General features: G+C 71.8%; 11 protein-coding genes. 10 read left to right on the top strand and 1 reads right to left on the bottom strand.

Annotated elements, in window-relative coordinates; translation table 11 throughout:
- Window positions 1-43: 43 nt before the first annotated feature.
- From IG99_RS04515 to IG99_RS44075, 9 genes are read left to right on the top strand one after another with little or no spacing between them, the layout of a single operon-like run.
- Window positions 44-838, top strand: a complete 795-nt coding sequence (locus IG99_RS04515; protein ID WP_037670011.1) for a TIGR03084 family metal-binding protein — start codon at window positions 44-46, stop codon at window positions 836-838.
- A gap of 50 nt (window positions 839-888) precedes the next feature.
- Window positions 889-2511, top strand: coding sequence for an acyclic terpene utilization AtuA family protein (locus tag IG99_RS04510; protein ID WP_234311756.1), 1623 nt, complete (start codon window positions 889-891; stop codon window positions 2509-2511).
- On the top strand, window positions 2508-4106 hold the full coding sequence (locus IG99_RS04505; RefSeq protein ID WP_037670007.1) for an acyl-CoA carboxylase subunit beta: 1599 nt from the start codon (window positions 2508-2510) through the stop codon (window positions 4104-4106). The genes IG99_RS04510 and IG99_RS04505 overlap by 4 nt, the downstream gene beginning before the upstream one ends.
- Window positions 4107-4117: 11 nt before the next feature.
- Window positions 4118-5959: an acetyl/propionyl/methylcrotonyl-CoA carboxylase subunit alpha gene (locus tag IG99_RS04500; protein ID WP_037670005.1), complete on the top strand. Its 1842-nt coding sequence runs from the start codon at window positions 4118-4120 to the stop codon at window positions 5957-5959.
- 55 nt (window positions 5960-6014) lie between these two features.
- A complete protein-coding gene (locus IG99_RS04495) occupies window positions 6015-7175 on the top strand; it encodes an acyl-CoA dehydrogenase family protein (protein ID WP_037670004.1) in 1161 nt (386 codons plus the stop codon).
- Between the two features lie 39 nt (window positions 7176-7214).
- A complete protein-coding gene (locus tag IG99_RS04490; RefSeq protein ID WP_037670002.1) occupies window positions 7215-8783 on the top strand; it encodes a 4-coumarate--CoA ligase family protein in 1569 nt (522 codons plus the stop codon).
- Window positions 8780-9514 (top strand): enoyl-CoA hydratase family protein, encoded by a 735-nt coding sequence (locus tag IG99_RS04485; RefSeq protein ID WP_037670001.1) that lies wholly within the window; start codon window positions 8780-8782, stop codon window positions 9512-9514. The genes IG99_RS04490 and IG99_RS04485 overlap by 4 nt, the downstream gene beginning before the upstream one ends.
- Window positions 9502-10131 (top strand): TetR/AcrR family transcriptional regulator, encoded by a 630-nt coding sequence (locus IG99_RS04480; protein WP_051864923.1) that lies wholly within the window; start codon window positions 9502-9504, stop codon window positions 10129-10131. The genes IG99_RS04485 and IG99_RS04480 overlap by 13 nt, the downstream gene beginning before the upstream one ends.
- 1 nt (window position 10132) lies before the next feature.
- Window positions 10133-10546: a hypothetical protein gene (locus IG99_RS44075; protein WP_051864922.1), complete on the top strand. Its 414-nt coding sequence runs from the start codon at window positions 10133-10135 to the stop codon at window positions 10544-10546.
- On the opposite strand, the gene pdxH is transcribed toward IG99_RS44075, so the two are convergent.
- The gene (gene pdxH / locus IG99_RS04470) at window positions 10536-11246 is read right to left on the bottom strand and encodes a pyridoxamine 5'-phosphate oxidase (protein WP_394297971.1); all 711 of its coding nucleotides are present in this window, start codon (window positions 11244-11246) and stop codon (window positions 10536-10538) included. The two genes, IG99_RS44075 and pdxH, sit on opposite strands and share 11 nt — an antisense overlap.
- A 235-nt stretch (window positions 11247-11481) precedes the next feature.
- Here pdxH and IG99_RS04465 point away from each other — a divergent pair, with 235 nt between their 5' ends.
- On the top strand, window positions 11482-12582 hold the full coding sequence (locus tag IG99_RS04465; protein ID WP_037669996.1) for a citrate synthase 2: 1101 nt from the start codon (window positions 11482-11484) through the stop codon (window positions 12580-12582).
- Window positions 12583-12852: the final 270 nt, after the last annotated feature.

Below are 12852 nucleotides of genomic sequence, written 5' to 3'. Positions count from 1 at the left end.
AAGCATGCTTGCTTGTTTCTGGGGGCGCTGCCATGCTCCCCCCATGTCCGATCCGACACCCGTGTTCGACGACCTGCGTGCGGAGAGCGAGGAACTCGACCGGCTCGTAGCCGAGTTGAGTGGGGAGCGGTGGGCGCTCCCGACGCCCGCGCCCGGCTGGACCGTCGCCCATCAGATCGCCCACCTCGCCTGGACCGACCGCGCGGCGCTGGTCGCGGTGACCGACGAGAAGGGCTTCGGCGCGCTGGTCGAGCGGGCCCTCTCGGCACCCGAGTCGTTCGTGGACGAGGGTGCGGAGGAAGGGGCCCGGCTTCCGCCCGAGGAACTGCTCGGCGCGTGGCGGGAGGGGCGCGCCGCCCTCGACCGGGCGTTGCGCCAGTCGGCCCCCGGCGCCCGATTCCCCTGGTACGGGCCGCCGATGTCAGCCGCTTCCATGGCCACCGCCCGCCTGATGGAGACCTGGGCCCACGGCCTGGACGTCGCCGGCGCGCTGGGCGTGACACCGACGCCGACCGACCGTCTGCGGCACATCGCCCGTATCGGCGTACGAACCCGCGACTTCGCCTTCGGGGTGCACCGACTCACCCCACCCACCGACGACGTGCGCGTCGAACTCACCGGCCCGTCCGGCGACCTGTGGACGTACGGTCCCGAAGACGCCCCCCAACGCGTCACCGGCCCCGCCCTGGACTTCTGCCTCCTCGTCACTCAGCGTGCCCACCGCGCCGACCTCGCCGTCAGGGCCGAGGGCCAGGACGCCGACCGGTGGCTCGACATCGCCCAGGCCTTCGCGGGCCCGCCCGGCAACGGCCGCCCGCCGAGGGAGACCACCAGGTGACCCTGCGTATCGGCAACGCCTCCGGCTTCTACGGAGACCGCTTCGACGCGATGCGCGAGATGCTCACCGGCGGCGAACTCGACGTCCTCACCGGTGACTACCTCGCCGAGCTGACCATGCTCATCCTCGGCCGGGACCGCCTGAAGGACCCGTCCGCCGGTTACGCCCGCACGTTCCTGAAGCAGCTGGAGGAATCCCTCGGGCTCGCGCACGAACGGGGCGTCAAGGTCGTCACCAACGCGGGTGGCCTCAATCCCGCCGGACTCGCCGCCGCCGTAAGGGACTTGGCGCAACGGCTCGGCATCCCCGTACGCGTCGCACACGTCGAGGGCGACGACCTCACCGCGGCCCATCCCGGCAGCCTCACCGCCCACGCCTACCTCGGCGGCTTCGGCATCGCCGCCGCGCTGCGGGAGGGCGCCGACATCGTCGTCACCGGCCGGGTCACCGACGCGGCACTCGTCACCGGGCCCGCCACCGCCCACTTCGGCTGGGCTCCCACGGACCACGACCGGCTCGCGGGAGCGGTGGTCGCCGGGCACGTGCTGGAATGCGGGGCACAGGCCACCGGCGGCAACTACGCATTCTTCCGGGACGGAGACGTGCGCCGCCCCGGCTTCCCGCTGGCCGAGCTCCACGAGGACGGCGGCTGCGTCATCACCAAACACCCCGGCACGGGCGGCTTCGTCGACGTCGGCACGGTGACAGCCCAGCTGCTGTACGAGACGGGGGGCGCCCGGTACGCCGGACCCGACGTCACCGCCCGCCTGGACACCGTACGGCTCACCCGGGACGGACCCGACCGGGTGCGGATCGAGGGCGTGCGCGGGGAGCCCCCGCCGCCCACCCTCAAGGTCGGCCGCACCCGCCTCGGCGGCCACCGCAACGAGGTCGTCTTCGTCCTCACCGGGCTCGACATCGAGGCCAAGGCGGCACTGGTGCGGGAGCAGATGGAGACCGGCGCCTTCGCCAGGTCGCGCCCGGAAGAGGTGCGTTGGGACCTCGTCCGCACCGACCGGGCCGACGCGGGCACCGAGGAGACCGCGAGCGCGCTGCTGCGTCTCGTCGTACGGGATCCCGAACCCGACGTCGTCGGGCGGGCGTTGAGCGGGGCGGCGGTCGAGCTGGCGCTGGCGGGATACCCCGGCTTCCATGTGCTCGCCCCGCCCGGCAAGGGCTCCCCGTACGGCGTGTTCGAGGCCTCCCACGTCCCCCAGGGGGACGTCGAGCACGTCGCCGTCCTCGACGACGGGCGCCGCATCGCCGTACCCCCGGCCGCCGAGACCCTCGTACTCGACGACGTACCGGAGCCGCCGCTGCCCGAGCCGCTGCCGCCCGGAGCCACCAGAAGGGCGCCCCTCGGGCTCGTCGCGGGCGCCCGCAGCGGGGACAAGGGCGGGGACGCCAACGTCGGGGTGTGGGTGCGCAGTGATGAGGCCTGGCGATGGCTCGTCCACGCGCTGACCGTCGGCCGCTTCCGGCAGCTCATCCCGGAAAGCGCGGAGTTGAAGGTCACCCGGCACGTCCTGCCGCGCCTGCGTGCCCTGAACTTCGTCGTCGAGGGCATCCTCGGCGCGGGCGTCGCCGCCCAGCACCGCTTCGATCCGCAGGCCAAGGCCCTCGGGGAATGGCTGCGCTCCCGCCACCTGGACATTCCGGAGGCCCTGCTGTGACCGTCCTCGACTCCCGGCTCGACACCCGGGGCGCCGACTACACGGCGAACCGCGAGGCCATGCTGGCCAAGCTCGCCGACCTCGACGCCGAACACGCGAAGGCGCTGGCGGGCGGCGGCGAGAAATACGTGGCCAGGCACCGCGAGCGCGGCAAACTCCTCGCCCGCGAACGCGTCGAGCTGCTCCTCGACCCCGACACACCCTTCCTGGAACTGTCCCCGCTGGCCGCCTGGGGGAGCGACTACACCGTCGGCGCCTCCCTCGTCACCGGCATCGGTGTCGTCGAGGGCGTGGAGTGCCTGATCACCGCCAACGACCCGACCGTGCGCGGTGGAGCCAGCAACCCCTGGTCCCTGAAGAAGGCGCTGCGGGCCAACGACATCGCCCTCGCCAACCGGCTGCCCTGCGTCAGCCTGGTGGAGTCGGGAGGCGCCGACCTGCCGTCGCAGAAGGAGATCTTCATCCCCGGCGGCGCGATCTTCCGGGACCTGACCCGGCTGTCGGCGGCCGGTATCCCGACCGTCGCCGTCGTCTTCGGGAACTCGACCGCCGGGGGCGCGTACATCCCCGGGCTGTCCGATCACGTGATCATGGTCAAGGAGCGGGCGAAGGTGTTCCTCGGCGGGCCGCCGCTGGTGAAGATGGCCACCGGTGAGGAGAGCGACGACGAGTCGCTGGGCGGCGCCGACATGCACGCGCGCGTGTCGGGCCTCGCGGACTACCTCGCCGTCGACGAGCGGGACGCGCTGCGCCAGGCACGGCGGGTGGTGGCCCGGCTCAACCACCGCAAGACCTACGAGGACCCGGCCCCGGCCGCGCCCCCCAAGTACGACGAGGACGAGCTGCTGGGCATCGTGCCGGGCGACCTGCGCACCCCCTTCGACCCGCGCGAGGTCGTCGCCCGGATCGTCGACGCCTCCGACTTCGACGAGTTCAAGCCCCTGTACGGGACGAGCCTGGCCACCGGCTGGGCCACCCTGCACGGCTATCCCGTCGGCGTGCTGGCCAACGCCCAGGGCGTGCTGTTCAGCGAGGAGTCCCAGAAGGCCGCCCAGTTCATCCAGCTCGCCAACCAACGCGACATCCCGCTGGTGTTCCTGCACAACACCACCGGCTACATGGTCGGCCGCGAGTACGAACAGGGCGGCATCATCAAACACGGCGCCATGATGATCAACGCCGTGAGCAACTCACGGGTCCCGCACCTGTCGGTCCTCATGGGCGCCTCCTACGGCGCCGGGCACTACGGCATGTGCGGGCGCGCCTACGACCCGCGCTTCCTGTTCGCCTGGCCCAGCGCCAAGTCCGCCGTCATGGGGCCCCAGCAACTCGCCGGCGTCCTGTCGATCGTCGCCCGGCAGTCCGCCGCCGCCAAGGGCCGGCCCTACGACGAGGAGGACGACGCCGCCCTGCGCGCCATGGTGGAGCAGCAGATCGAGTCCGAGTCGCTGCCGATGTTCCTCTCCGGGCGCCTCTACGACGACGGCGTCATCGACCCGCGCGACACCCGCACCGTCCTCGGCCTGTGCCTGTCCGCCCTGCACACCGCCCCCTTCGAGGGCGTGCGGGGCGGCTTCGGCGTCTTCCGGATGTGAAGGACCCTTCAGTGATCACCTCTGTGCTCGTGGCCAACCGGGGCGAGATCGCCTGCCGGATCTTCCGCACCTGCCGTGACCTGGGCATCCGGACGGTCGCCGTCGCCTCGGACGCCGACGAGAACGCCCTCCACGCGCGCGTGGCCGACGCGACGGTACGGCTGCCGGGCGCGGTGCCCGCCGAGACGTATCTGCGCGGCGACCTGATCGTGAAGGCGGCCCTCGCGGCCGGCGTGGACGCCGTGCACCCCGGCTACGGCTTCCTCTCCGAGAACGCCGGCTTCGCCCGGGCCGTCCTCGACGCCGGCCTGGTCTGGATCGGCCCGCCCCCCGAGGCGATCGAGGCGATGGCGTCCAAGACCCACGCCAAGAAGCTGATGGGCCTCGAACCCCTGCGCGAGGTCACCGAGGCCGACCTGCCCGTGCTGGTGAAGGCGGCCGCGGGCGGCGGCGGCCGAGGCATGCGTGTCGTACGCCGGCTGGAGGACCTGGACGGCGCGCTGGAGGGCGCACGCGCCGAGGCGGCGAGCGCCTTCGGGGACGGCGAGGTCTTCGTCGAGCCCTATGTGGAGGACGGCCGCCACATCGAGGTGCAGATCCTCGCCGACACCCACGGCACGGTCTGGGCGCTCGGCACCCGCGACTGCTCCCTCCAGCGCCGCCACCAGAAGGTGATCGAGGAGGCCCCCGCACCGGGGCTGACGCTCCGACTCGCCCAGGAACTCCAGGACATGGCCGTACGGGCCGCCCGCGCCGTCGACTACGTCGGCGTCGGCACCGTCGAGTTCCTCGTCGCCGACGGCACCGCGCACTTCCTGGAGATGAACACCCGCCTCCAGGTCGAACACCCGGTCACGGAGGCCGTCTTCGGCCTCGACCTGGTGGCGGAGCAACTCCGCGTCGCCGAGGGCCACGCCCTGGCCCCCGAACCCCCACGCGCGCGTGGCCACGCCGTCGAGGCCCGCCTCTACGCCGAGGACCCGGCGAACGACTGGAGCCCCCAGACCGGCACCCTGCACCGTCTCACCGTCCCGGAGGGGGTCCGCCTCGACGCGGGCCACGCCGACGGCGACTCGATCGGCGTCCACTACGACCCCATGCTCGCCAAGGTCGTCGCCCACGCCCCCACGCGCGCGGAGGCCGTCCGCAAACTGGCCGGCGCACTGGAGAGGGCCACGATCCACGGCCCGGTCACCAACCGCGACCTGCTGATCCGCTCCCTGCGCCACGAGGAGTTCACCTCGGCCCGCATGAACACGGGCTTCTACGACCGCCACCTCCAGGACCTGACCCGGCAGCCCCCCGACCCGTGGGCCCTTCTGGCGGCCGCCCTCGCCGACGCCCACGGCCGCTCCCGCTTCGGCGGCTGGCGCAACCTCCCCTCCCAGCCCCACATCAGGCGCTACACCCTCGCCGGCGAGGAACACGAGGTCCGCTACCGGCACACCAGGAACGGCCTGGCGGCGGACGGCGTTCACGTCGTGCACGCCGACACGAACCTGGTCGTCCTGGAGGTGGAGGGCGTCCGGCGCAGGTTCGAGGTGGCGAGGTACGGCGACGAGGTCCACGTCGACAACCGGCGCCTCACCGCCCTGCCCCGTTTCCCGGTCCCGACGGCGGAACGCGCCCCCGGCTCCCTCCTGGCCCCCATGCCCGGAACGGTCGTCAAGATCGCCGAAGGTCTCATCACCGGATCGAGTGTCCAGGCGGGCGAACCGCTGGTGTGGCTCGAAGCGATGAAGATGCAACACGTCATTTCCGCACCGCTCACAGGAAGGCTGACGGCCTTGGAGGTGACCCCAGGACAACAGGTGGAGCTCGGCATGTTGCTGGCGGTAGTGCAGTCGCCCTAGGGGCGCGGGGAACTGCGCGACAAGCCACCCACAACCCGCACCCGAAGGAGCCACCATGACCACCCTCATCGAACCCGACGAACACAAAGCACTCCGAGCAGCGGTATCCACCTTCGCCAAGCGCTACGGCCGCGACTACATCACCCGGGTTGTGGACGAGGGCCGCTACCCCACAGAACTCTGGCAAGAAGCCGCCAAACTCGGCTACCTGGGCGTCAACCTGCCGGAGGCATACGGCGGTGGAGGCGGCGGCATCGCAGAGCTCTCGATCGTCCTCGAGGAACTCGGCACCGCAGGCTGCCCCCTGCTCATGATGATCGTCAGCCCGGCGATCTGCGGCACGGTGATCGCCCGCTTCGGCACCGACGCCCAGAAGAGCCACTGGCTGCCCGCGCTGGCGGACGGCACCCGTCTCATGGCCTTCGGCATCACCGAACCCGACGCCGGCTCCAACAGCCACCGCATCACCACCACCGCCCGCCGCGACGGCACCGACTGGCTCCTCACCGGCCGCAAGGTCTTCGTCTCCGGGGTCGACCACGCCGACGCCACCCTCGTCGTCGGCCGCACCGAGGACTCCCGCACCGGACGCCTCAAGCCCTGCCTCTTCATCGTCCCGCGCGACACCGACGGCTTCCAGCGACGGCCCATCGACATGGAGCTGAACGCCGCCGAGAAACAGTTCGAGCTGGTCCTGGACGACGTACGCCTTCCCGCCGACGCCCTTGTCGGCGACGAGGACGCGGGCCTGCTGCAGCTCTTCGCCGGGCTCAACCCCGAGCGGATCATGACCGCAGCCTTCGCCATCGGCATGGGCCGCTACGCCCTCGCCCAGGCCCTCGCCTACGCCCGCGACCGCACCGTCTGGAACACCCCCATCGGCGCCCACCAGGCCATCGCCCACCCCCTCGCCCAGGCGCACATCGACCTCGAACTGGCCCGCCTGATGACCCAGAAGGCGGCCCACCTGTACGACGCCGGGGACGACGCGGGCGCCGGCGAGGCCGCCAACATGGCCAAGTACGCGGCCGGGGAGGCCTGCGTGAAGGCCGTCGACCAGTCCGTGCACACCCTCGGCGGCAACGGCCTCACCCGCGAGTTCGGCCTCGCCTCACTGATAACGGCCGCCCGCGTGGCTCGTATCGCCCCGGTGAGCCGGGAGATGATTCTGAACTACGTCTCCCACCAGACCCTGGGCCTGCCCAAGTCGTACTGAATCGACCCGCCGCCGCGGCTTCCGCGCGAGGAGGAACCCATGTTCCGCAGCGAGTACGCCGACGTTCCCGCCGTCGCACTCCCCATCCACGAAGCCGTCCTCGCCCGGGCGGCCGAGTTCGGTGACGCACCCGCCCTCGTCGACGGCACGGACGGCACCACCCTCACGTACGAACAACTCGACCGCTTCCACCGCAGGATCGCCGCCGCGCTCGCCGAGGCCGGTGTGCGCAAGGGCGACGTCCTCGCCCTGCACAGCCCCAACATCATCGCCTTCCCGGCCGCCTTCTACGCCGCCACCCGAGCGGGCGCCTCCGTCACCACCGTGCACCCGCTCGCCACCCCGGAGGAGTTCGCCAAACAACTCGGCGACTCCTCGGCCCGCTGGATCGTCACCGTGTCGCCACTGCTGGAGACGGCCCGCAGGGCCGCCGAGATCGCCGGCGGAGTACGGGAGATCTTCGTCTGCGACAGCGCGCCCGGCCACCGCTCCCTCATCGACATGCTCGCCTCGGCCGCGCCGGAACCGGTCGTCGACATCGACCCCGCGCGGGACGTCGCCGCCCTGCCGTACTCCTCGGGCACCACCGGCACCCCCAAGGGCGTGATGCTCACCCACCTCCAGATCGCCACCAACCTCGCCCAGCTCGAACCGGCCATCTCCAGCCGGCCCGGCGACCGCGTCCTCGCCGTCCTGCCGTTCTTCCACATCTACGGCCTGACCGCCCTGATGAAAGCCCCGCTCAGGGCCGGCGCCACCGTAGTCGTCCTGCCCCGCTTCGACCTGGACACCTTCCTCGCCACCATCCAGAACCACCGCATCACCAACCTCTACGTCGCCCCGCCCATCGTCCTCGCCCTGGCCAAGCACCCCGCCGTCGCCCAGTACGACCTGTCGTCCCTGAAGTACATCGTCAGCGCCGCCGCACCCCTCGACGCCAGACTCGCCGCCGCCTGCTCCCAGCGCCTGAACCTGCCGCCCGTCGGCCAGGCCTACGGCATGACGGAACTGTCCCCCGGCACCCACGTCGTCCCCCCGGACGCCCTGCGCGACGCCCCCGCCGGCACCGTGGGCAAGCTCATCGCCGGCACCGAGATGCGCATCGTCTCCCTCGACGACCCCGACAACGACCTCGGCATCGGCGAGTCCGGCGAGATCCTCATCCGCGGCCCTCAGGTCATGAAGGGCTACCTGGGCCGCCCCGACGCCACCGCCGCCATGATCGACCCCGACGGCTGGCTCCACACCGGCGACGTCGGCCACGTCGACGCCGACAACTGGCTCTTCGTCGTCGACCGCGTCAAGGAACTCATCAAGTACAAGGGCTTCCAGGTCGCCCCCGCCGAACTCGAAGCGCTCCTGCTCACCCACGCCGGCATCGCCGACGCCGCCGTCATCGGCGCCTACGACGACGACGGCAACGAAGTCCCCCACGCCCACGTCGTCCGCCGGCTCACCGCCACCGACCTCTCCGAAGGCGAGGTCCTGATGTACGTCGCCGAACGCGTCGCCCCCTACAAGCGGATCCGCAAGGTCACCTTCATCGACGCCGTCCCCCGCGCCGCCTCCGGAAAAATCCTGCGCCGACAGCTCAGGGAGCCCGCATGACCCTCATCGGCCGCACCCGCGAACGCGGCATCGCCACCCTCAGTCTCGACTCGCCCGACAATCGCAACGCCCTCTCGGCGGCCCTCGTCGGCGAACTCGCCGACGCCCTCACCGACTGCGCCAAGGACCACGACGTCCGCGCGATCGTCCTCACCCACACCGGCACCACCTTCTGCGCGGGCGCCGACCTGCGCGACCCACCCCACCCCGACGCCCTGGTCGGCCTCCTGCGCCAGATCCTCGACCTCCCCAAACCCGTCGTCGGCCGCGTCACGGGACACGTCCGCGCCGGCGGCCTCGGCCTCCTCGGCGCCTGCGACATCACGGCCGCGTCCGACCAGGCGACCTTCGCCTTCACCGAGGTACGCATCGGCGTGGCACCCGCCGTGATCTCCCTGCCGCTCCTCCCGCGCACCGACCCCAGAGCCCTCGCCCGCTACTGCCTCACCGGCGAACGCCTCGACGCCGGCGAGGCCGCCCGCATCGGCCTGCTCACCGCGACCGGCGACGACGTGGACACCGTCCTCGCTCCCGTCCTCGACGGTCTGCGCCGAGCCGCCCCCCAGGCCCTGGCCGAGACGAAACAGCTGCTCACAGCCAGGGTGCTGGAGACATTCGACCGGGACGCGGCCCGCCTCACCGCACTCTCGGCCCGGCTGTTCGCCTCCCCGCAGGCACGCGAGGGAATGGCCGCCTTCCTCGAACGACGGGATCCCTCATGGGTGCTGTGACCACGGCCGGCGCACGTGACGAACGAGCCGACCGGGCCGAGCGCATCCCCAAGCAGGACCGCAGCCGAGCCACCCGGCAGCGGCTCCTCGAAGCCGCCGTCGCCTGCCTCGCCGAACACGGCTGGGCCGGCTCCACCGTGTCCGTCGTCGCCGAACGCGCCGGCGTCTCCCGCGGCGCCGCCCAGCACCACTTCCCCACCCGCGAGGACCTCTTCACCGCCGCCGTCGAATACGTCGCCGAGGAACGCTCCACCGCACTGCGCGCCCTCTTCCCCGAAGGCGCCGCCGAACGCCAGGCCGTCGTCGCCGCCCTCGTCGACCTCTACACCGGCCCCCTCTTCCGCGCCGCCCTGCACCTGTGGGTGGCCGCCTCCAACGAGGAACACCTCCGCCCACGGGTGACCGAACTGGAGGCACGCGTGGGCCGCGACACCCACCGCATAGCCGTGGAACTACTCGGCGCCGACGAATCCGTACCCGGCGTCCGCGAGACGGTCCAGGGACTGCTCGACATGGCCCGCGGCCTGGGCCTCGCCAACCTCCTCACCGACGACAAGGCCCGCAGACAACGGGTGGTCGCGCAATGGGCGGGTCTGCTGGAGGAGACGCTCGGCTGACATGAGCGACACCTTCCAGACGATCATCGACCGCGACGCCGCCCCGCGGGACGCACCCGGCCTCGCCCGGCCCGTCGTCGAATGGCTCGTGGCCGAGGGCATCGTGCGCGCCGAACCCGAACCGGGCTGGGCCCTCAGCGACGACCCCGCCCACCCACCCGGCCCGAACTGGCACAAGGCCGTCGCCGAAGCCCGCTGGGGCGCACCCGAGGGCCTCGCCGTGTACACCGAGCACCACATCTTCCACAGCCTCAACAGCGACGACTGCCTCGCCTTCGCCCACCTCGGCTTCGAGTTCTGGAACTGGCGAGGAACTCCGCACCCGCGTCGCGGCACTCCTCGCCGGGCACGAGACCACGTACTTCATGGGCAAGGTCTGAGCACCCCGCAGCCCCAGGCGGGCCTCACGGACTGAGCCGCTCCACCCGCCAGCTCCCGTCCGCCTGCCCCACATACCGCAACCGGTCGTGCAGCCGGTTCTCACGCCCCTGCCAGAACTCCACCGACCGCGGCGCCACCCGGAAACCACCCCAGTGCGGCGGCACCGGCACCTGCTCACCCTCCGGATACCGCGCCTCCAGCTCGGCGTACGACGCGTCCAGATCCGCACGCGAGCCCACCACCGAGGACTGGGCGCTCGCCCAGGCACCCAGCTGAGAACCGTGCGGCCGGGTCCGGAAGTAGGCCGCCGTCTCGTCCCGCCCGGTGCGCCGCGCCACGCCCCGCACGATGACCTGGCGCGCCATCGGATGCCACGGGAACAGCAGCGACACATGCGGGTTCTCCGCCAGGTCGCGCGCCTTGCGGGAGTCGTAGTTCGTGTAGAAGACGAAACCGTGCTCGTCGAACTGCTTCAACAGCACCGTACGAGAACTGGGCCGCCCCTCCGCGTCCGCCGTGGAGACGATCATCGCGTTCGGCTCGAAGAGATGCGCCTCCGTCGCGGCCTGCTTGAACCACCGCGCGAACTGCTCCACCGGAGTGGCGGCCAGCTCGGACTCGGCGAGGCCCTCGGCCCGGTACTGCATGCGCATCGAAGCGGGGTCGGGAGCCCGGTCGCCCGCGGCATCGAGGAAGGCGGCGTCGTGGTCGGTCACCCGGTCATCCTGCCGCATGCGCGCCCCGGGCGCCCCGCCGATTCCCACCCCGCCGTGGCACTCAGTGCCGCGAACACTCCCCAAAGGTGGCACTCGCAGATAAGGTGCCAGTGCCACCCCGATCACCGTCCCTGTCGGGTGACCGCCGACCACACGGGGAATCACTGGGGTGACCGCCCAGGACCGCGAGTCTCGAACAGGACCGCGGATCCCCCGGGCGCCATCTGTCGCACACATCATGAGGAGCCGCCTGATGTCCGACTTCGTACCCGGACTCGAAGGAGTCGTCGCGTTCGAGACGGAGATCGCCGAACCGGACAAGGAGGGCGGCGCACTCCGGTACCGGGGCGTCGACATCGAGGACCTGGTCGGCCACGTCTCCTTCGGAAACGTGTGGGGCCTGCTCGTCGACGGCGCCTTCAATCCCGGTCTGCCGCCCGCCGAGCCCTTCCCCATCCCGGTGCACTCCGGCGACATCCGCGTCGACGTCCAGTCGGCACTCGCCATGCTCGCCCCCGTCTGGGGCCTCGAACCCCTCCTCGACATCGACGCCGAACAGGCCCGCGAGGACCTCGCCCGCGCCGCCGTCATGGCCCTCTCCTACGTCGCCCAGTCCGCCCGCGGCCAGGGCCGGCCCATGGTCCCGCAGCGCGAGATCGACAAGGCCCACTCCGTCGTCGAACGCTTCATGATCCGCTGGCGCGGGGAACCCGACCCCAAGCACGTCAAGGCCGTCGACGCCTACTGGACGAGCGCCGCCGAGCACGGCATGAACGCCTCCACCTTCACCGCCCGCGTCATCGCCTCCACCGGCGCCGACGTCGCCGCCGCGCTCTCGGGCGCCGTAGGAGCCATGTCCGGCCCCCTGCACGGCGGAGCGCCCTCCCGCGTCCTCGGCATGATCGAGGAGATCGAACGGACCGGCGACGCCGAGGCCTACGTCAAGAGCGCCCTCGACCGCGGCGAACGCCTCATGGGCTTCGGCCACCGCGTCTACCGCGCCGAGGACCCCCGCGCCCGCGTCCTGCGCCGCACCGCCCGCGAACTCGGCGCACCGCGCTTCGAGATCGCCGAAGCCCTCGAGAAGGCGGCCCTGGAGGAACTCCACAACCGTCGCCCGGACCGCGTCCTCGCGACCAACGTCGAGTTCTGGGCGGCCATCATCCTCGACTTCGCCGAGGTCCCCGCCCACATGTTCACCTCGATGTTCACCTGCGCCCGCACGGCAGGCTGGTCCGCCCACATCCTCGAACAGAAGCGCACCGGCCGCCTCGTCCGCCCCTCGGCCCGCTACATCGGCCCGGGCCCCCGCGACCCGCGCCAGATCGAGGGCTACGCGGACATCAACGGCTGACCAGCGCGAAAACGCAGACGACCCGCGGGCTGGGTCTCTCCAAGGAGAGGCCGGCCGGACGTACCGGCAGCCCGCGGGTCGGGTGACTGCTTGAAATTGGGCCGGCGACACGCGTTCCTCACGCGCTCCTCCGGCACCGCACAGTGTGTGGTGTGGGCCGCTAGCCCGCAGCCACCTCAGCCGTCCGGTGTTCATACATGTTCCGAACCACCTCCTCTCTGCTTGCTCCACAGCCTAGGAAGACGGCTGGCCCAGGTTCAACCGCTTTTT

The sequence above is a fragment of the Streptomyces griseus subsp. griseus genome (assembly GCF_000720255.1).
Lineage (GTDB): Bacteria > Actinomycetota > Actinomycetes > Streptomycetales > Streptomycetaceae > Streptomyces > Streptomyces griseus_I.
The sequence above is the reverse complement of the archived record's forward strand: the minus strand, read 5'-3'. Positions and strand labels throughout refer to the sequence as shown.

Excerpts from the sequence above, each read along its gene's own strand:
- IG99_RS04515 (WP_037670011.1), top strand. The coding sequence starts at position 44 with ATGTCCGATCCGACACCCGTGTTCGACGACCTGCGTGCGGAGAGCGAG.
- IG99_RS04510 (WP_234311756.1), top strand. The coding sequence starts at position 889 with ATGCGCGAGATGCTCACCGGCGGCGAACTCGACGTCCTCACCGGTGAC.
- IG99_RS04495 (WP_037670004.1), top strand. The coding sequence starts at position 6,015 with ATGACCACCCTCATCGAACCCGACGAACACAAAGCACTCCGAGCAGCG.
- IG99_RS04490 (WP_037670002.1), top strand. The coding sequence starts at position 7,215 with ATGTTCCGCAGCGAGTACGCCGACGTTCCCGCCGTCGCACTCCCCATC.
- IG99_RS04485 (WP_037670001.1), top strand. The coding sequence starts at position 8,780 with ATGACCCTCATCGGCCGCACCCGCGAACGCGGCATCGCCACCCTCAGT.
- IG99_RS04480 (WP_051864923.1), top strand. The coding sequence starts at position 9,502 with ATGGGTGCTGTGACCACGGCCGGCGCACGTGACGAACGAGCCGACCGG.
- IG99_RS44075 (WP_051864922.1), top strand. The coding sequence starts at position 10,133 with ATGAGCGACACCTTCCAGACGATCATCGACCGCGACGCCGCCCCGCGG.
- pdxH (WP_394297971.1), bottom strand. The coding sequence starts at position 11,246 with ATGCGGCAGGATGACCGGGTGACCGACCACGACGCCGCCTTCCTCGAT.
- IG99_RS04465 (WP_037669996.1), top strand. The coding sequence starts at position 11,482 with ATGTCCGACTTCGTACCCGGACTCGAAGGAGTCGTCGCGTTCGAGACG.